The 18448-nt window shown below is 65.9% G+C and carries 20 protein-coding genes and 1 tRNA gene; 5 read left to right on the forward strand and 16 right to left on the reverse strand.

From position 1 onward, the window contains the following. Positions 1-20: 20 nt before the first annotated feature. Positions 21-806 (reverse strand): isoprenyl transferase, encoded by a 786-nt coding sequence (locus tag ON062_RS03760; protein WP_274645782.1) that lies wholly within the window; start codon positions 804-806, stop codon positions 21-23. A gap of 110 nt (positions 807-916) precedes the next feature. Here ON062_RS03760 and ON062_RS03765 point away from each other — a divergent pair, with 110 nt between their 5' ends. Next, entirely contained in the window at positions 917-1645 is a 729-nt protein-coding gene (locus ON062_RS03765; protein WP_274645783.1) for a hemolysin III family protein, read from the forward strand. A 1-nt stretch (position 1646) separates the two neighbouring features. On the opposite strand, the gene ON062_RS03770 is transcribed toward ON062_RS03765, so the two are convergent. Beyond that, positions 1647-1961, reverse strand: coding sequence for a hypothetical protein (locus ON062_RS03770; RefSeq protein ID WP_274645784.1), 315 nt, complete (start codon positions 1959-1961; stop codon positions 1647-1649). Between the two features lie 100 nt (positions 1962-2061). On the opposite strand from ON062_RS03770, the gene ON062_RS03775 reads away from it, so the two are divergent. Together ON062_RS03775 and greA are read left to right on the forward strand one after the other, a co-directional pair. After that, on the forward strand, positions 2062-2454 hold the full coding sequence (locus ON062_RS03775; protein WP_274645785.1) for a DUF4307 domain-containing protein: 393 nt from the start codon (positions 2062-2064) through the stop codon (positions 2452-2454). A gap of 85 nt (positions 2455-2539) precedes the next feature. Further along, complete coding sequence (greA, locus tag ON062_RS03780) at positions 2540-3031, forward strand: transcription elongation factor GreA (RefSeq protein WP_274645786.1); 492 nt, start codon at positions 2540-2542, stop codon at positions 3029-3031. 19 nt (positions 3032-3050) lie between these two features. Here greA and ilvA read toward each other — a convergent pair whose 3' ends face one another. Then, positions 3051-4322, reverse strand: coding sequence for a threonine ammonia-lyase (gene ilvA / locus ON062_RS03785; protein WP_274645787.1), 1272 nt, complete (start codon positions 4320-4322; stop codon positions 3051-3053). 254 nt (positions 4323-4576) lie between these two features. On the opposite strand from ilvA, the gene ON062_RS03790 reads away from it, so the two are divergent. Together ON062_RS03790 and ON062_RS03795 are read left to right on the forward strand one after the other, a co-directional pair. Next, a complete protein-coding gene (locus ON062_RS03790) occupies positions 4577-5728 on the forward strand; it encodes a winged helix-turn-helix domain-containing protein (protein ID WP_274645788.1) in 1152 nt (383 codons plus the stop codon). Further along, on the forward strand, positions 5725-6633 hold the full coding sequence (locus ON062_RS03795; protein ID WP_274645789.1) for a hypothetical protein: 909 nt from the start codon (positions 5725-5727) through the stop codon (positions 6631-6633). The genes ON062_RS03790 and ON062_RS03795 overlap by 4 nt, the downstream gene beginning before the upstream one ends. A gap of 4 nt (positions 6634-6637) precedes the next feature. Here ON062_RS03795 and ON062_RS03800 read toward each other — a convergent pair whose 3' ends face one another. From ON062_RS03800 to ON062_RS03860, 13 genes are all read right to left on the reverse strand, one after another. Further along, positions 6638-7204, reverse strand: a complete 567-nt coding sequence (locus ON062_RS03800) for a LemA family protein (protein WP_274645790.1) — start codon at positions 7202-7204, stop codon at positions 6638-6640. Between the two features lie 83 nt (positions 7205-7287). Next, positions 7288-8601, reverse strand: a complete 1314-nt coding sequence (locus ON062_RS03805) for a D-arabinono-1,4-lactone oxidase (RefSeq protein ID WP_274645791.1) — start codon at positions 8599-8601, stop codon at positions 7288-7290. Then, positions 8598-9827 (reverse strand): alanine racemase, encoded by a 1230-nt coding sequence (locus ON062_RS03810; RefSeq protein ID WP_274645792.1) that lies wholly within the window; start codon positions 9825-9827, stop codon positions 8598-8600. Before ON062_RS03810 ends, ON062_RS03805 begins: the two co-directional genes overlap by 4 nt. A gap of 68 nt (positions 9828-9895) precedes the next feature. Next, a tRNA-Leu gene (locus ON062_RS03815) sits at positions 9896-9971 on the reverse strand. A 50-nt stretch (positions 9972-10021) separates the two neighbouring features. Continuing rightward, positions 10022-11407, reverse strand: a complete 1386-nt coding sequence (locus ON062_RS03820) for an FAD-dependent oxidoreductase (RefSeq protein WP_274645885.1) — start codon at positions 11405-11407, stop codon at positions 10022-10024. 32 nt (positions 11408-11439) lie between these two features. Continuing rightward, complete coding sequence (locus ON062_RS03825; protein ID WP_306802184.1) at positions 11440-12786, reverse strand: S8 family serine peptidase; 1347 nt, start codon at positions 12784-12786, stop codon at positions 11440-11442. Further along, positions 12786-13319, reverse strand: coding sequence for a DUF501 domain-containing protein (locus tag ON062_RS03830; protein WP_274645794.1), 534 nt, complete (start codon positions 13317-13319; stop codon positions 12786-12788). Before ON062_RS03830 ends, ON062_RS03825 begins: the two co-directional genes overlap by 1 nt. Positions 13320-13366: 47 nt before the next feature. Further along, positions 13367-13918 (reverse strand): septum formation initiator family protein, encoded by a 552-nt coding sequence (locus tag ON062_RS03835; protein WP_274645795.1) that lies wholly within the window; start codon positions 13916-13918, stop codon positions 13367-13369. A 69-nt stretch (positions 13919-13987) separates the two neighbouring features. After that, entirely contained in the window at positions 13988-15268 is a 1281-nt protein-coding gene (eno, locus tag ON062_RS03840; protein ID WP_274645796.1) for a phosphopyruvate hydratase, read from the reverse strand. 114 nt (positions 15269-15382) lie between these two features. Beyond that, complete coding sequence (locus tag ON062_RS03845; protein ID WP_274645797.1) at positions 15383-16051, reverse strand: O-methyltransferase; 669 nt, start codon at positions 16049-16051, stop codon at positions 15383-15385. A 31-nt stretch (positions 16052-16082) separates the two neighbouring features. Further along, entirely contained in the window at positions 16083-17081 is a 999-nt protein-coding gene (locus tag ON062_RS03850; protein WP_274645798.1) for a DUF1648 domain-containing protein, read from the reverse strand. Then, positions 17081-18046, reverse strand: coding sequence for a CPBP family intramembrane glutamic endopeptidase (locus tag ON062_RS03855; RefSeq protein WP_274645799.1), 966 nt, complete (start codon positions 18044-18046; stop codon positions 17081-17083). Before ON062_RS03855 ends, ON062_RS03850 begins: the two co-directional genes overlap by 1 nt. Further along, on the reverse strand, positions 18033-18392 hold the full coding sequence (locus ON062_RS03860) for a GntR family transcriptional regulator (RefSeq protein ID WP_274645800.1): 360 nt from the start codon (positions 18390-18392) through the stop codon (positions 18033-18035). The genes ON062_RS03855 and ON062_RS03860 overlap by 14 nt, the downstream gene beginning before the upstream one ends. Positions 18393-18448 lie beyond the last annotated feature (56 nt).

Here is an 18448-nt window from a genome sequence, read left to right on the forward strand (position 1 = left end):
ATTCTGGCACGGCGCAAAGGTCAGCTGCCGAACCGGCGATCCCGCTTGGCGAAGTCTCGAATCGCGCGCAGAAAATCCACTTCTCGCAGGTCGGGCCCGAGGGCCTCGACGAAGTAGAACTCGCTGTGAGCGGACTGCCAGAGCAGGAAGTCACTCAGACGTTGCTCCCCCGATGTGCGGATCACGAGATCCGGGTCGGGCTGGCCACCGGTGTAGAGATGCTCGCCAATCTGCTCGGGTGTGAGACTCGCGGCCAACTCCTCAAGGGAGCCACCGTCTTTGTCGTGTTGAGCGATGATGCTGCGAACGGCGTCGACGATCTCACCGCGTCCGCCGTAGCCCACGGCGAGGTTGACATGCAGACCGGTGTTGCCCCGCGTACGCTCCTCGGCATCGGCGAGGACTCGCGCGAGTTCCGCCGGAAGCAGTTCGGCGCGCCCCACGGGATGCACTCGCCAGTTCGGTTCCCGCGAGAGGCCATCGGCGAGGTCGGCGATGATCTCGATCAGATCGGCGATCTCGGCGCGGTCGCGCTTGCGCACGTTGTCCGTCGACAAGAGATACAGCGAGACGACCTTCACACCCACGTCGTCGCACCAGCGGAGAAACTCGCGCATCTTCTCTGCGCCCGCACGATGACCGTGCGCCACCGTTTCGAGACCAAGCTGCTTGGCCCACCGGCGGTTTCCGTCGATCATCATGGCCACATGGTGCGGCACACGCTGGGGGTCCAGCTGACGGCGGAGTCGCTGAATGTACAACCGATAGAGCGGCCCCCGCCCCGCGTTCCCCGAACCGCGCGTCACATCTCTACGCTACCGCCTGCGCTCACGCGCCGCACGTGGCATCCAGTCGCACTCCACGTGAGACCGAGTATGTACGCCCGGCGGAATGTGGCGGGGCCTACCCTGGGGTCATGAGCCGCCGCAGCAGAGCAATCCCCGCGCCCGAGGTTCCCGTGCTCCCGCTCCTGGATGCAGCGACCGTCGATGCTGCATCCCCCGAGATCAAGCCCTCGTGGCGCGGTTGGATTCACGCTGGCACGTTCCCGGTCGCTATTGCGGCCGGCATCGTGCTCGTCGTTCTGGCCCAGGGCAGCGCGGCAAAATGGGCGTGCGCAGTCTTCATGGCGACATCACTGCTGCTCTTCGGCAATTCCGCGTTGTACCACCGCTTCAACTGGGGCCCGACGACCAAGGCGGTACTCAAGCGCATCGATCACGCGAACATCCTTCTGCTGATCGCCGGCACGTACACGCCCATCGCGGTTCTCGCCCTCGAGCCGACCCAGGGCATCATCCTGCTGTCGCTCGTATGGAGCGGCGCAATCCTCGGCATCCTGTTCCGCGTGTTCTGGATCCACGCGCCGCGATGGCTGTATGTCGCGCTCTATCTTGTTCTCGGCTGGGCCGCAGTGATGTACATGCCCGATCTCTTCCGAGCCAATGCCGCGATGATGTGGCTCGTGATCGCTGGCGGACTGCTCTACACGGTCGGCGCCATCGTCTACGCGATCAAGCGACCCAACCCGTGGCCCGGCCACTTCGGCTTCCACGAGATCTTCCACGTGTGCACCGTACTGGCGTTCCTCTGCCACTGGACGGCGTGCCTGCTGATCGCGCTCAACCCGCCGTACAACGGTTGACCTAACGCGAGTTCGACTCGCTCGGTTCGTCGTCTTCCGGCGAGGTGGTGCTGGCCCGCTGGTCGCCCTCGGCATCGGAGTCTTCCGCGCGGGCCGCCGCTTCCGCATCCAGAAGTTCATTCACGTCGGCTCGCACACGACCACGACGGATGCGTCGCATCATGTCCGCGACGAGCAGGATCACCGCGACAGCAATGATGGCGATAACGAAGAACCCCTCGGGGCCGGGCGTGACGGTGTCGGGGTCGATGGTGGGAGTCGGACTCGGCGTACTCGTCGAGGCGGATGTGAGACTCCACATGAGCGCGTCCTGCATGGTGTCCTTCGAGTCGAGGGGCGGGGGTGCACGGGTACGCCCGAACAGCGCATAGCCTGGAGTACAGCCTAATCTTCGACAGGGACGGACCCCGCCACTCATGACTACCCCGCACGAGCTCGACCTGCGCTACGGTCGCGTCTCCCCCGCACGTCGGCGGCGATACCTGATCGCCGCGATCGCTGCGGGTGCTGTGGTGGTCGGATTCATCGGCTGGGGTGTTGTGGCGGGCACCCTCGACGACGTGGATGCCGATGCCACCGGCTTCGAAGTGTTCGACGAACATGAAGTTTCTGTCCGCATGCAGATCACGACCGCACCCGGACGCGACGTCACGTGCGCTGTCGAAGCGCAGGACACCAACCACGGTGTCGTGGGCTGGAAGGTCGTCGACATCCCCGCTGGGGACTCCCCCACGCGTGAGTTCACGGTGACGCTGCCCACCACGGCAGAAGCCACCACCGGGTTTGTCAACTCCTGCTGGGTGTCGTAGTCTGGCTCGACTGCCGTCACCGTGCGCCCTGGCCGAGAGCCAGGGCGTTTGATGTATGACGGACACCCCACTGAAGGAGTCACCCGTGTCCAACGATGCCCCCGAGACGTTCCTCACCCAGGATGCCTACGACCGGCTCGCGACCGAGCTCGAGCACCTGTCCACGACAGGGCGCGAAGAGATCGCGAAGCGCATCGAGGCCGCACGTGAAGAGGGCGATCTCAAGGAGAACGGCGGCTACCACGCCGCCAAGGATGAGCAGGGTAAGCAGGAGGCGCGCATCCGCACCCTCCAGCACCTGCTGAAGAACGCGAAGGTCGGCGAGGCGCCGGAAAGCACCGGCGTTGTCGAATCCGGAACCGTGGTCACCGCCAACATCGCCGGCGGCGAAGAGACCTTCCTGCTTGGCAACCGCGAGATCGCCTCCGGATCTGAGCTCGACGTCTACAGCGAGGCCTCTCCTCTCGGAGCGGCGATTCTCGGACTGAACGAAGGCGACAGCACGACCTACACCGCGCCGAACGGCCGCTCGATCTCGGTCGAGATCATCAAGGTCACCACCTACACCGGGCAGTAACGAGCACGCGGCTTCGCGCTCAGTCGTTCACGATCTTGGGCGCGAAGCCGGCCTGTTCGAGGATCTCGATCACGCGTGCCCGGTGCTCCTGACCGCGCGTCTCCACACTGAGTTGCAGAATCACTTCGCTGATCTGGATCCCTTGGCCGTGCCGCGTGTGGAGCACCTCAATCACATTCGCGCCCGCCTGCGCCAACAACTCCGACACGCGCGAAAGCTGACCCGGGCGATCGGGAAGCGGGATCTGCAAGGTCATGTATCGACCGGATGCCGCGAGTCCATGGGCGACGACCCGCTGAAGCAGGAGCGGGTCGATGTTTCCGCCGGACAGTACGGTGACGGTAGGCCCTTCCGCGGCCACCTTGCCGGCGAGGATGGCCGCGACGCCCACGGCGCCCGCGGGCTCGACGACCTGCTTTGCGCGCTCAAGCAAGACCAACAGGGCGCGCGCGATGTCATCCTCGCTCACCGTGACGACCTCATCGACGTACCGTTGGATCATCTCGAACGGCAGGTCTCCGGGTCGCGCCACCGCGATTCCGTCCGCGATCGTGTGCCGCGTGGCGACGTCCAGAGGCATGCCCGCTGCGAGAGAGGCCGGATACGCGGCAGAGTTCTCCGCTTGCACGCCGATCACGCGCACCGTGCGTCCCTGTGCGGCAGCCGTGGCCTTAATGGCGGCGGCAACACCGGCGATGAGACCGCCTCCCCCGATCCCCAGCACGACGGTTTCCACGTCGGGGAGCTCCTCCATCAGCTCGAGCCCGAGGGTTCCCTGGCCGGCAATCACGTCCGCATGGTCGAACGGGTGGATGAACACCGCTCCGGTGCGCTCGGCGAATTCCGCTGCGAGCCGCAGCGGCGTCTCAACCGTTGCACCTTCGAGAACGACGTCCGCCCCATAACCGCGCGTCGCCAAGAGTTTCGGCACGGGAACGCCCAAGGGCATGAAGATCGTTGCCGGGATGCCGAGGGTCTTCGCCGCGAGTGCGACACCTTGCGCGTGGTTGCCCGCGGAAGCCGCCACAACACCACGTGCCCGCTCGTCGGCCGTGAGACGCGAAAGTCGGTAGGTCGCCCCACGGATTTTGAACGATCCGGTTCGCTGCAGGTTCTCCAGCTTCAGATGCACCGGAACGCCCAGCAAGTCGGAGAGGTGGTCGGAGACATCCATCGGCGTACGCCGAATCACCCCTTGCAAGGTGGCTGCCGCGTCGGCAAAGTCCGACAGGCGAGGCGCACCTCCCACCTTGGGATCCGCGGTGAGATCTGGCCCAGGGGCAGTGGTCATGAATGCGCCTTTCCGACAAGCGGACGGTGATCCGCTCACCCCGATAGTTTAGGCCCGGTGTATGCCGTGTCCGGGATGTTCGACCCATGGTCGCTCCACGGCTCCGCGTGTCGGTAGGGACGCGTAGTGTCGCTCGGGTGAAACCTTCACTCAGCCGCGCCGAGGCGCGCCGCATCGCTCTGGCTGCGCAAGGGTTCTCTTTGCCGCAGCCCCAGCGAGTCAACGCCCGGAATCTGCATGCCACTTTCGGCCGCATGGCAACCCTGCAAATCGACTCGGTGAACGTCTTCGCACGCTCGCACTACATGCCGTTCTTCTCTCGCCTGGGCGAGTACGAGGTTGCCACACTCGACGACCACCTCTTCCGGGGCCCAGGGCGATACGTCGAATACTGGGCCCACGTCGCCTCGTTCGTCCCCATGGAGGATTGGGGGCTGTTCGACTTCCGTATGCAAGAACTGCGCGCCAAGTATGGCGCTGTCGACGGTTGGTTTCACGCCCACGCCGCGACAGTGGATTGGGTGCGGCGGGAACTGCGAGATCGCGGGCCTCTGCGTCCGGCTGAGATCGAGCATGACAGTCGCACGGCTCCTCGCGGCCCGTGGTGGGACTGGGATGCGGTGAAGCGATCGCTCGAGTATCTGTGGCTGTTCGGTGAAGTAGCGATCGCCGGGAGACGCGGGTTCGAGCGCACGTACGCACTCGCCGAGGACGTCATCCCGGACTCGATCCTCGCCGAGCCGGTTCCACGAACTGACGCGATCCGCGAGCTCGTGTACCGCGCAGCCCGCGCATATGGCGTCGCCACCGCCGCCGATCTTGCCGACTACTGGCGCATCCGCGATCGTCGTGCGGTTCTCGCGGCCATCGCCGATCTCGTCGACGCCGGCGAGCTCCAACCCGTCTCTGTGGACGGTTGGGGAAGCAACGGGCGCTCGGTCCCGACATGGGTGCACAAGGATGCGCGCCTCCCGAGAAGAGTGGATGCCGCAGCCCTCCTCACCCCGTTCGATCCCATGGTGTGGTTTCGCGATCGCGCGGTGAGACTCTTCGACTTCGAGTACCGCATCGAGATCTATACGCCTGCCTCGGCCCGGGTGTACGGCTACTACTCGCTCCCCGTCATCATCGGCGACGATGTCGTCGCCCGAGTGGACCTGAAAGCAGACAGAGCCACCTCAACGCTTCTGGTGCAGTCAGCCTGGTGGGAATCTGCTGTGCCCGAGGACGCCGCAGCCAGGCTTGCTGCCGAAATCCGCCGCGCCGCACGGTGGCAGGGATTGGAGACGATCTCAGTGTCGAGCTGGGGCGACGCCACAGGGCCGCTCGCGGCCGAACTTGTGGAGGCCCAGCGCCACGGCAGCACTCCGGTTCTGGGGGCCCCGGCCGATAACCTGGAGGAATGAGACGCAGCGTCGTGATCACCCTCGCCGCCTCGGCGGGAGTAGTGATCCTCGGCGGGGCGATTGCCGCGTGGGCTGTCACCCGGCCGCCGAGCGCTGAACAAGTGGCAACCGAGTATCTGGAGGCGCTGGCCGCGGGAGAGAGCGACGCAGCGCGTGCGCTGCTCGGCGACGACGCTCTGGCATCCCTGTCCCCCGACATCACGTTGGAGTCCGCCACCGAGACAATCTCCGATGTGCGGGTAGACCATGTAGGAGCGGCTGGCGGAACGGCCACAGCCCGGTTCACGTTCACGCTCGCAGGCTCGACCACGCGCGGCGAATTCACTCTCGTCGATGGCTCGCAAGGGTGGCGCGTCGCTCCCGATGCGCTCGGGACACTCCGAGTGGGCACCACACGTGGCGACTCCGTCTGGTTGTCCGGATCGCTAATCTCGACCAACGATGAGGCGGTCGCACTCCCCGCGGAGTATGAGATCGACGCGGCCCCGGCTGAGATTCTGGCGGCGTCATCCGCCGCGACCCTGGTGCCCGGCAATGTGACTGAGGTGCTCCTCGAGCCGGAGCTGACCGATACGGCAGAAGCCCGAGCGCAGGAGACCCTCGACGAGTACGCGAACGCCTGCGTGGTGCCCGCGGACACGATTCCCCGTCACTGCGGCATCCGAGTCCCGTGGGCCGCCGACTTCGCAGCCATGGACGGCGTCTCGATGACGATCACCGACTACCCCGTCCTCGCCCTCTCCGACGACGGACGATTCTTCGCAACCGGTGGCACGCTGGAAGTTACCGTAAGCGGGCGGAAGCGATCAGGAACGACCGAGACCGCGCGCTACCTCACCGACGACTGGTCTTTGCAGGGAACGTACGACCTGGAAGGCAACGAGATGCGATTGGTGGTGTTCTGAACCGTCAGAACTGCACGCGAGGCGGTTCGGCGATCCCCGCACCGTCGACAACCTCGAAGAACTCACGCTCGTGGAACCCGAGGTTGCGCGCGAACAGATTGTTCGGGAACACCTTGATCTTCGTGTTCAGCTCACGGACACCACCGTTGTAGAACCGGCGGGATGCCTGGATCTTGTCCTCAGTGTCAACGATCGAATGCTGCAACTGCAGGTAATTCTGACTGGCTTGCAATTGCGGATACGCTTCGGCCACAGCGAACAACGATTTCAGCGCCTGCTGCAGATGCCCTTCCGCGACGCCTGCCTCCGCGGGTCCAGTGGCAGACAGCGTCTCTGCCCGTGCCCTCGTCACGTTCTCGAACACGGCCTTCTCGTGGGCGGCGTACCCTTTGACCGTCTCAATCAAGTTGGGCAGGAGGTCGGCCCGTCGCTTGAGTTGCACGGTGATGTCACTCCACGCCTCGTCGACGCGCACATTCAATTGCACCAGCGAGTTGTACGTCGCCCACAGGTAGATACCAACGACCACCGCCAAGACGACGACGATAAGGACTGGGACCAGCCATTCCATGTGCGCGACTCCGTTCTGATTGCCCCCCTCATCCTAGCCACGGGCCTCGCGCACATCCTCGCTCGATGGCACACTCTCAGCGGTTACTCGCCCAGCACCCGCTCAAGGTAAGCGTTTTGGAACATTCGCGTTGGATCAAGGCGGTCACGCAACGCCACGAAGTCGTCGAACTTCGGGTAGCGCGTGCGGAGCGCTGCGGCATCCAGCGAGTGCATCTTGCCCCAGTGCGGGCGACCACCGAAACGCTGCATGATCTCTTCCACCGCAGCGAAGTACTCCGTCGGGTCATCCCGCCAGTAGCGATGCACCGCAATGTACGCACTCGCACGACCGGACGCGGTCGACAACCATAGGTCGTCGGCGCGCGCAAAGCGCACCTCGATGGGGAACGACACGCGCCACCCGCGCTCGTCGATGAGCGCACGCACCGCGTCGAAAGCCTCGCGGACATGCTCCGCGGGAATGGCATACTCCATCTCCCGAAAACGCACCGTGCGCTCTGTGGCGAATACCCGATCTGAGACATCGGTGAACTCGCGGTCTCCCCACAGTTTCACCGAGACACGATTCACGCTCGGGATCGCCGCGGGAACAACATGGGTCACATCGCACGCGAGTTGGTGCAGTCCGTTGCCCACCAGCACATCGTCGATCCACTTTCCGACACGGGGAAGCGGATGCCGTGGCGCTGAACCGGGTAGCCGCGTGTTCGTCTTGGTCATCGCCATGTCGGTGTGCGGAAACCAGTAGAACTCAAAGTGGTCGCTCGCAGTCACTCGATTTGCGAGTTCGTCGAGAACATCTCCGAGGTCTTCCGGCTGCTCGAGCGCGTGCAGGACGAAGCGTGGGACACACCGCACCGTCACCTCGACCAAGATGCCCAGGGCACCGAGTCCGACGACCACGGCCGGCAGCAACTCGGGATGATGTTCTTCGTCGATGAGCAGCATCTCGCCGTCCGCAGTGACCATGCGAACGGCCACGACCTGTGTGGCGATGCCACCGAATCGCTCCCCCGTGCCATGCGTGCCCGTCGAGATCGCTCCGGAAATCGACTGGCGATCGATGTCGCCCAGGTTTTCCATCGCCAACCCATATGGGGCCAACAACGCCGGGATCTGATGCAACCGCGTACCCGCGCGGAACGTGGCGTAGCCCCGCTCGCGGTCAACTGCGATCAGCCCGGTCAAATGCGAAAGATCAAGCAGCACATCCGTCGCGACCGCGATCCCCGTGAAGCTGTGGCCGGCACCAACAGCCTTGATGCGCATGCCTTTGCTGGCGGCCGCCGACACCGAGCGTTGCACGGCCTCGGCAGTTCGCGGCATCTCGACAGCCTGTGGCCGCACCTGCTCGGAACGCCCCCAGTTCTGCCACGTACCGCCCATGCGGGTCATAGGAATGCCCGGCCTTCCCCGCGATACGTGGGTACCGTCGCAACAACGTTGTCGCCATCGATGAGGTGGTACTGGTTTACGCGCTCGGCGAGTTCGCCGCTCTTGGCGTGCCGGAACCACACGCGGTCGCCGATCGAGAGACTGCGGGCCGCCTCCCCTTGCAAGGGGGTCTGCACTTCGCCCGTTCCTTCACGGGCGAGTGTGCGAAGTCCCAACGGCCACACCGGCTTCGCTTGGCGTGAGGCGACCGGCGGCCCCGATGCAACCCACCCTCCCCCGAGGACAGTCGCGATGTCCGCGGCCGGTTTTCGGACAACCTCGAGGGAGAATGCGGCGGCGGGTGCGGGGTCGAACGCACGGTACCCGTCGAACAGATGACCCGCGAAGAAGCCGCTTCCCGCGGTGACTTCGGTCACCGACTGATCCGCGGCCGACAGCTCCAACGAGCCGGTTCCGCCCGCGTTGACAAACTCCAGCGGTGCGATATCGCGCAGCGCCGCGACGATCGCCGCGCGGCGCGCGCGGAGCTCGTGCCCGGACCGCGACTGCATCCACCGAATAACGGCGTCGCCCGAGCCGGTGTCGTCGCCCTGACCTGCGATCTGCGCCTCATACATCATCACGCCCACGAGCCGGAAGCCCGGGCGAGCGGCAATCGCTCGCGCGAGTGTCGCGACTTCACCCGGCTCGTGGAGCGGGGACCGACGGACACCGATATGGCCGAGGGCTGGTGCACGCCACGAGGCATCCGCCTCGATCGCGACACGGACGACCGGTCGGTTGCGTGCCGGAATCACCGCATCGACGGCATCGAGTTGCGCCACGTCATCGACCATGAGCGTCACACGCGACGTGGCGCGCTCGTCGCGCAACAGCTCTGCGATCGCGCCACGGTCCACACTCGGGTACCCGACGACGACATCCTCGCAGGTCTCAGACAGCCAGAGCGCTTCCGGTAACGTGAAGGCCAGGATGCCGCGGTACCCCGGTACTCCTAGGGCAGCATCGACGACCTCGCGCACGCGCACCGATTTACTCGCCACGCGGATCGGCACACCCGCCGATCGCACAAGCATGTCCAACGCGTTGTACCGCAACGCTGCAACGTTGACGACGGCCAGGGGGCCCGAGACGTCGCGAACGGCATGGCTCATCGCCGGCCAATAGCGGTCGGGATGCTTCCAGGGTGTGCCGGCGTCGCCAGCCGACATCAAAGTGAGGCTCATTGGGCCCGCTTCGGGTGCGCGCACATGTCGTACAGCCTAGAGCCCGCGCTCGATCTGGCGATACCGAGTGGTACCCCCGCTGGGACTCGAACCCAGACTGGAGCGATTTTAAGTCGCCTGCCTCTGCCATTGGGCTACGGGGGCACGCGTCACGCGCGTACCTTCTCAGGGTACGTCGAGCACGGGCGTGGGGGTCAGCCTGCGGCCGACACCTTGTCGCCGGCCTTCGCCGCCGGTGCCTCCGCCGCCGCGGGCTGAACGGGGCGCGGACGGGCAGCGAACTCCTCGAACACGTAGCGCGGGTTCTGGACGGTCTGCAGCGTCACGTTGTCGCGACCGAGCCAGAAGTTATTCCACCAGTCGAAGATGACGCGCCACTTGCGCTCCCAGGTCGGCATGGCCAGCCCGTGGTATCCACGGTGGGCAACCCACGCGAAGAAGCCCTTAATGGCGATGTTTCCGGACTGGAAGACACCGCTGTAAAGCCCCAAACCGGCCACCGCACCGAGGTTCTTGTGCACGTACTCACGCGGCAGTTCGCCACGAAGCACTGCAACCAGGTTCTTGGCAAGCAACTTTGCCTGACGCACAGCGTGCTGAGCGTTGGGCACGCAGTAGCCGCCGACACCGCCACCGGTCAGATCCGGAACAGCAGACACGTCACCGGCCGCCCACGCGCCTTCGATGATCTCGTCCTCGGTGCCCACGCGCAGGTCGGCGCGCGTGGCGATGCGTCCGCGCTCTTCGACGAGCAGGTCGCTACCGCGCACCACGGTGGGGTTCGCCATGACGCCCGCCGTCCAGACGATCACGTCGGTCGGGATTACCTCACCGGTGGACAGCTCGACGTTTCCGTCGACAGCGCCGGTGACCTGGGTGTCCAGGTGCACGTTCGCCCCGCGCTTGGCCAGGCTCTTCAGCACCCATTCGCTGGTCTTGAGCGACACTTCGGGCATGATGCGCCCCATCGCCTCGATGAGGTGGAAGTGCGTGTCTTCGAACGAGATCGAGGGGTAGTCCTTCACCAGCGATGAAGCCATCGCACGCAGTTCCGCGAACACTTCGATGCCGGCGAACCCACCGCCGACCACGACCACCGTCAGCAGGCGGTCACGTTCGGGTCCGGGCGGCATGTTCGCGGCCAGGTCGAAGTTCGTCAGCACACGGTCACGAATCGCGACCGCCTCTTCGATCGTCTTCAGACCAATGGCGTTGTCCGCGATTCCGGGGATGGGGAAGGTGCGCGAGACGGCGCCGGCGGTGACGACGATCTGGTCGTACTCTTCCTGCCAGGGCTCACCCGCAGGCGGCGTGATCGTGGCGACCTTGTTCGCGTGGTCGATCCCGGTGACCTTCGCGGTCACGACGCGTGTGCGCGAGAGGTGGCGGCGGTGCCCCACAATGACGTGGCGGGCTTCGATCTCGCCGGCAGCCACCTCGGGGAGGAACGGCTGGTAGGTCATGTAGGGCAGCGGGTCAACCATCGTGACCTCGGCTTCGCCCTTGCGGAGGTGCTTCTCGAGCTTCCAAGCGGTATAGAAGCCTGCGTATCCGCCACCGACAATGAGGATCTTGGGCACGGTGTTCGTCACGAGGGGATTACTCCTGGGTATCAGCGGCGCGGCGAAGAGTTCGCCGATCGGATGCGTCGGACAGCTGCAGTGACGCCGAGCGCCACCAGTATAGCGCTGGCGGTGACCAGGACGAGCGGGACGGTCCCGTAGAGCACTGTCGCGTACGTCGGCAGAAGCGGGGATGCCGCGGTCGTCACGTTCTCGATCGGCGGCAACTCCGGCACCACCGCGGGCTGCGCTGCTTCGCTCGGCACAGGGCTGCTGTCGGCGCGACGATAGAGCCGAATCCAGTCCGACAGGCTCCCCATGGGGTTGGAATCCACTTCGGCAACGGGTGCCGAAACGGCGCGCGCGGCATCCACCAATCCGTATCCGTACAGCGGATCTGGGTCCGCCGTGGCGAAGGTTGACGGCGTGGCCGTGCTCACGATCCGGTTGATGACGTTGTTCGCGTCAAGCTCGGGGTGAGCTGCGCGGACGAGCGCAGCGATGCCGGCAACGATCGGCGCGGCGCCGCTGGTGCCGTCCCACCACACGAGAGTGCCGTCGGGCGAAACACCGATCAGCCGCTCACTCGGCGCCGAGACACCGATGGTGATGCCCTGAGTTGAGGCACCCACGCTGGCACGACCATAGGGATCCACGCCCCCGACCGTCAGCACCCCGGGAATCGTGGCGGGCGCACCGACTTTCGTGGTGCCACTCCCCCGGTTTCCGGCCGCCACAATCATGACGACGTCGTGATCGAACGCGTACATGAATGCGTCGTCCCACGACTCGTCCCATGTGGTGCCGTTCGTGGTGAACGACAGATTGATGACGTCCGCCCCGTTGTCCACCGCCCACACGATCGCCTCGGCGATCTGCTGGCTGAAAGGCACCTGCGCCGTCGACCCGAACCCGACTGAGATCGACAAGAGCTCCGCCTCAGGCGCGACACCGATCATCCCTTCATCGGGACCGGTGCCACGAGCCGCAGCAAGGGAGGCCACCCAACTGCCGTGGTCGGCGTCCACAGCGCCAACCGGTGTGCGCCCATCGGGTGTGCCCACCCCGGAAACGTCGGTTCCGCCGACGACGGCACCGGCGAACTCCTCCGGGCCGCGGGCAATGCCCGTGTCGATGATCGCGATTCTCACGCCCGCGCCGCGCGTGGTCTCCCATGCCTCGGCGACGCCGTAGTCATCCAACCAGTACTCGGCATTGCGAATCGGGTCGCCTTCATCCACTTCCGCCGTGGGAGTCGGAGTCGGGGCCGTGACATCATCCGGCGTTGCTGCCGACGGCGCTGGCGCCAAAGAGACGGCAGCCGATGCCGATGCCGGAGCAGCTGTCAGCCCGGCGAGGAGGCCGATGACGACCAGGCTGGCGAAGAGGGCCCTCATCATTCGTCAGAAACGCGCGCCGCGGATCCAGGATCGGCGCATACGCAGCGCTCAGGGGACCACGAAGACATCTCCAGCGCGCGGTCCCCCATCGGGTTGACCCCCGGTCCCGCTGCCAGCGCGTGCCCCGCGAGGGCGTGCAGGCACTTCACTCGCGTGGGCATGCCGCCGGCCGAAATCCCGGCGATCTCGCTCACGTCGCCGAAGTGCGCTCGATCGGCAAGGTAGGCATCGTGTGCGGCGCCGTAGGCGGATGCCACGTCGGGATCTTCCGCGAGCACGTCGTTCATGTCGCGCATAACGTGCTCGGCTTCGAGAGTCGACATCGCCGCGGTGGCCGCCGGGTGGGTCAAGTAGTAGAAGGTGGGGAACGGTGTGCCGTCGGGCAACCTCGGTAGCGTGGCCACCACCGTGGGGTTCCCGCACACGCACCGCGCCGCCACGCCGACGACGCCACGTGCGGGGCGTCCGAGTTGGGCGTGCAGCACAGCCAGATCAGCATCACTGACAGGGGCGAAGGGAGGCGTCGTCACGTCGTTCAGGCTACCGGCGGCTCCTGTGACGGCGCTGGATCGGTGACTCACTCCGATGGTGTTGCCGACGGCGAAGGTGTCGGTTCGTCAGGCACGCCGATGGTTACCGGCGCGACGACGGGTTGCGCAAGACCGGCCTCCGTAAGCGACGAGACGAACTGCCCCATCCAGTCGCGTCGGGTCTCGCTCAACTCATCGCTGACCGGCCGTTGCTCCACAGGTACGTCCTCGGGCGCCAGATCGTTGTCGACCAGGTAGACGACCTCGCCTGGGTTCACGTAGTACAGCCGCTCCCGCGCCTGGGAAGTGATGTAGGCCGGGTCGCTCCATCGCTGACGCTCTTGTTCGAGTTGCGCGACCTCGTCGCGGCTCACTTCCACGGCGTCAGCGAGGGCGTCGACTTGCTGACGCTGGTCGACATACGTGCCGATGGTCGGGACGAGGACGAACGTGGCGAGAACGACGAGTCCGAACATGATGATCATGAATCCCGACAGTCGGATGCCTCCCAACCAACCGCGTACGTCCAGTCGGCGCGTGGACGGCGCCGCCGTGCCTGTCGCGCGGGAACGAGAAGGAGGAGCCGTCTTTGCTGCCACGGCTCCTCCTCTCGTCGTTCGAAGACCCCGCGTCGCGCGGGAGTCTTTCAGATGGTCATCAGCGTCGCATCACGCCGTGAAGCGCGGGAATGCTGCGCGCCCGATGAAGGACGCCGCATCGCCCAGCTCCTCTTCGATGCGCAGAAGCTGATTGTATTTCGCTACGCGCTCGCTGCGCGCGGGCGCGCCGCTCTTAATCTGACCTGCTCCGGTCGCGACGACGAGGTCGGCGATCGTGGTGTCTTCGGTCTCGCCCGAACGGTGGGACAACATCGCGGTGTACCCCGCGCGGTGTGCCATGTCCACGGCATCCAGAGTCTCCGACAGCGTTCCGATCTGGTTGACCTTCACGAGCAGCGAGTTCGCCACGCCGCGTGCGATTCCGTCGGCCAGACGCGTCGGGTTCGTCACGAACAGGTCGTCACCGACCAGCTGCGTCTTGCTGCCCAGCGCGTCGGTCAGGGCCTTCCAGTTGTCCCAGTCATCCTCGGCGAGGGCGTCCTCGATGGTGACGATCGGGTAGTCGTTGACGAGCCCGACGTAGTACTCGGTGAGCTCGGCGGCCGACCAGTCCTTGTTGTCGAGGCGGTAGACGCCGTCGTTGAAGAACTCGGTGGCGGCGACGTCGAGTCCGAGCGCGATGTCGGTGCCGGGGGTGAAGCCCGCCTTCTCGATCGCCTTGACCAAGAAGTCGAGACCCTCACGGTTGCTAGGCAGGTCGGGGGCGAAACCGCCTTCGTCACCGAGGCCGGTGGCGAAGCCGGCCGCCTTCAACTCACCCTTCAGGACGTGGTAGACCTCGGTGCCCCAGCGCAGGGACTCCGAGAAGCTCTCCGCGCCGATGGGTGCGAGGAAGAATTCCTGCATGTCGATGCCGTTGTCGGCGTGCTCGCCGCCGTTGATGACGTTGAACAGCGGAACGGGGAGGACGTGTGCGTTGGGCCCGCCCAGGTAGCGGAACAGCGGAAGATCCGCGCTGTCTGCCGCAGCCTTGGCGACCGCGAGCGACACGCCCAGGATGGCGTTGGCGCCGCAGCGCGACTTGTTGTCGGTGCCGTCGGTCTCGATCAAGATCTCGTCGATGATGCGCTGCTCACTAGCATCCACACCCTCAATCGCCGGGCCGAGCTCGTCGATCACCGCGGCAACGGCCTTCAGAACGCCCTTGCCGCCGTACCGACTCTTGTCGCCGTCGCGAAGCTCATACGCCTCGAATGCTCCGGTGGATGCCCCCGACGGGACGGCGGCGCGCTGGACGATCCCATCGTCGAGCAGCACCTCCACCTCGACGGTCGGGTTGCCGCGTGAATCCAGAATCTCGCGTGCGCCTACTGCCTCGATAAGTGCCACTGGGGAACTCCTTGTGTTGTGGAGGGTGGATCAGGGAGCGTCGTCGGTCCGCCTCTGAGTCTAGTGACCGTGAACGCGCGCGCCAGTGTCGAGGGGATCGGATGCCGCGAGAGCTCACACCACGACTGCGAGCGCGACGCCGTCGTAGCCCTTGCGATCGAGGGTCTGCAGCGCGGTGGCATCGAACCTCGGATCTCGCGCGAGCATCTCGAGTCCGCGCTGCGTGCCGATGACCTGCGAGTTCGTAGAGGCGGGGTCGGCGATCTCGCCCGCGCGGCCGATGTTATCGACGACGACGACGGTGCCCGGGCGGCCCAGTCGCGCGGCCCAGTCGAGATAGATGGTGTTCGATTCCTTGTCGGCATCGATGAATACCAGGTCGAAGGGCTCTTCAGACGTGAGTTCTGGGAGCACCTCGGCTGCGCGCCCGACCCGAATCTCGACCATGTGCGCGACGTGTGCACGTTCGAGATTTCGCTGCGCGACGCGCGCATTGTCCGGTTCGGCCTCGATGGTGACGATGCGCCCGTTCTCAGGGAGCCCGCGAGCCATCCAGATCGTCGAGTACGCGCCGAGCGTTCCAATCTCGAGAACCCGGCGCGCCCCACTGATCCGCGTCAAGAGGTTCAAGAACTTGCCGTTCACCGGGGCGACCTCGATCGCCGGCAAGCCCGCCGCGTTCTGATCGTCCACAGCTGCGCTGAGCGCGGCATCCTCACCGACGAGAGTCCTCGTCAGATAGTGATCGACGCGCTGCCACAGGTCGGGCGTGGGTTCGGACATGCCTCCAGCAAACCCGGGAGCGGCACAGCCGTCAAGCATCGAGATCCGATGCCGCGCGCCGCGCGTACGACTCGAGCAAGGCAGCGCCCGTCGCGGCATCGTCAACCGTCACCAGGAGGCTTTTGCCGCCGCGTCGGGTCACTTTGATCGCCTCCCCCGAGCGCAGGACGACGCCAAGCCGGCCCGGCGCGGCACGAACGCCCCACCCGCCGAACTCGCCCATCGGATTAACCTCGATCACCTGCACCTGCTGCACGTCCGCCGCGGCGACGCCAAAGCGCGGAACGCCCCACACCGACCGCACGCGCATCCCGGCTTCGGTCACAGCTACGCGGAATGTGGTGGTCGCGCCTACCGCAACAACCATCACGACACCGACGATGGCGACGATCCACCCCGCTTCGGCCTGTTGAATGACCATCAGGCCGCCGGCGAGCAACAGGAGCGCGGCGCTTGCCCACAGGGCCCACATCGCCACCGGTGTCATGGTGCTGACTTTCACCCACACCGCATGTTCGTGGGCCTCGATCGGCAGCGGCGCGACCGAGCGGGCATGCAACGGACGTGCTGCGACGGCTGGCTGGGCGAACCACGCGCCGATGCCAGCGGCCAGTGCAATCAGAAGTGCGCTGACGAGGATGCGCCCGATCGCCACGGCATCTGCTGACGCTCCCCCGGTCTGCGCCAGCGTGGTCCACGTGAAGATCGTGACCACGAAGATGCTCGTCCACGTTGCCGTCGCGCCCAAGAGTCGGTACGTCGGGCCGCCCGCTCCCCGTCGCAGCCCGGGCAACGCGGGGAGCGCGATGAGAGCAGGAACACCAAACCCGATGCCGACGGTCATTAGCGGCTGAGTCCATGCAGGTGCGAACCCATCCGGATCGCCAGCGGCATTCCAATGGACGGCGACGGTCTCGCCGAGACCGGGAACAGCGATCACCTGCACCGCTGTGCCCACCCCGGCGACGACGGCAGGGATGACGAGGGCGACGAGGATGAATCGTCGGAGTGCGAGCGTGCGGACGTCCATCAGCGGGCTGCCCCCGTGTCGACTCGAGCCACAGTCGCAGGCGCCCCTCGACGGAACTGCCCCACGAGCGCGATCACCGCAACACAGACAGCGAGCATGACCCAGACCACCACACCGAGCGGACCGACGATTGCCATGTCAGCCACCTCACCGGACGCGATGAACACGAGCACGACACCGCCCACCGCGTTGAGCGATCCATGGGCGAGGACCGCGGGCCACAGCGAGGCGCTGCGCAGGCGAAGCCAACCCAACAGGACTCCCCAGGCCACGCACCCGCCGACCATGAAGGCGAGACCGCCGAGGTCAGGCCTTCCGAAGTTGTATCCGAGAAGGATCAGCGGCGCGTGCCATAGCCCCCAGATGACGCCCGTGATGAGCAGCGTCGGCCACACGCCCAGGGGTAGCAGCGCGGAGTGGAGCCAGCCCCGCCAACCGAGTTCCTCGCCGAGGGCGAACACGCTGTTGATGATCGCGCCGATCGGCAGCGCGACCATCTGAACGATGACCAAGACCTGGATGGGCAGAGCGGGTGCCGCACCCGGCGCCGCAGCAGCAAGCTGGTCAGCGAACCCTGAGAACGAGATCAGATCCAGCCGCACAAGCCCCAGCGCGCCTGCCACGAGTGCGGCGGCGATCACGACGATCATCGGCAGGAACAGTCCCAGCGCGAGAAACAACAGCAGCCGGCCCACGGGGCGAAGCGGCCACAGGCCCAGGAACGCGGCCCGCTCGTGACCCGGAACGCGGAACACAAAGAGGACGATCACGGTCGCCACCGCGGGAGTCATCATCATGAGCGGAAGCAACGCTGCAGCCCACGGCGACGCGAGTCCGCCCTCGAGCCACAGCGGCAACGTCACCAGCCAGGCGGTGCCGCACGCCAACGCGACGAATGTCACCACGGCCAGCCAAGGCACTCGGGCGGCGCCAGTGGCGAGCGGCATGTTCTCAGCGGTTTTCACGGGCGATCTCCTTCACGAGGGAGGCAAGAGCTTCGGCCGGCAGGCCGGACGCCCTCGCACGAGAAACGACGGCACGGATGTCGTGCGTCAGTGCGACGAGTGCATCCGCCTGCGGTGTCACCACCGCGCCGCGTCCGCGCCGAAGTTCGATGAGACCCTCGTCGCGAAGCTCCTGGTAGGCGTGGAGCACGGTGTGCACGTTGATCTCGAGGAGCGCTGCGACCTCTCGCGCCGCGGGCAGGCGCTCACCGGGGCGAAGGCGGCCGGCGGCGGCATCCATTCTGATCGAATCAGCGACCTGAACGAACAGCGCAGTATCACTGTCAGGATCGAGGCGGATTAACACACAGTTACTCTACAACAACTAGAACAACTCACACCCGCGACTCTTGGGATCAAGGC

Source organism: Microbacterium sp. C7(2022) (genome assembly GCF_028823665.1).
Taxonomy (GTDB): Bacteria; Actinomycetota; Actinomycetes; order Actinomycetales; family Microbacteriaceae; genus Microbacterium.

Excerpts from the sequence above, each read along its gene's own strand:
- ON062_RS03825 (WP_306802184.1), bottom strand. The coding sequence starts at position 12,786 with ATGAGGGCCCTCTTCGCCAGCCTGGTCGTCATCGGCCTCCTCGCCGGG.
- ON062_RS03810 (WP_274645792.1), bottom strand. The coding sequence starts at position 9,827 with ATGAGCCTCACTTTGATGTCGGCTGGCGACGCCGGCACACCCTGGAAG.
- ON062_RS03805 (WP_274645791.1), bottom strand. The coding sequence starts at position 8,601 with ATGACCCGCATGGGCGGTACGTGGCAGAACTGGGGGCGTTCCGAGCAG.
- ON062_RS03845 (WP_274645797.1), bottom strand. The coding sequence starts at position 16,051 with ATGTCCGAACCCACGCCCGACCTGTGGCAGCGCGTCGATCACTATCTG.
- ilvA (WP_274645787.1), bottom strand. The coding sequence starts at position 4,322 with ATGACCACTGCCCCTGGGCCAGATCTCACCGCGGATCCCAAGGTGGGA.
- ON062_RS03775 (WP_274645785.1), top strand. The coding sequence starts at position 2,062 with ATGACTACCCCGCACGAGCTCGACCTGCGCTACGGTCGCGTCTCCCCC.
- ON062_RS03765 (WP_274645783.1), top strand. The coding sequence starts at position 917 with ATGAGCCGCCGCAGCAGAGCAATCCCCGCGCCCGAGGTTCCCGTGCTC.
- ON062_RS03770 (WP_274645784.1), bottom strand. The coding sequence starts at position 1,961 with ATGCAGGACGCGCTCATGTGGAGTCTCACATCCGCCTCGACGAGTACG.
- ON062_RS03850 (WP_274645798.1), bottom strand. The coding sequence starts at position 17,081 with ATGGACGTCCGCACGCTCGCACTCCGACGATTCATCCTCGTCGCCCTC.
- ON062_RS03790 (WP_274645788.1), top strand. The coding sequence starts at position 4,577 with ATGGCAACCCTGCAAATCGACTCGGTGAACGTCTTCGCACGCTCGCAC.
- ON062_RS03800 (WP_274645790.1), bottom strand. The coding sequence starts at position 7,204 with ATGGAATGGCTGGTCCCAGTCCTTATCGTCGTCGTCTTGGCGGTGGTC.
- ON062_RS03795 (WP_274645789.1), top strand. The coding sequence starts at position 5,725 with ATGAGACGCAGCGTCGTGATCACCCTCGCCGCCTCGGCGGGAGTAGTG.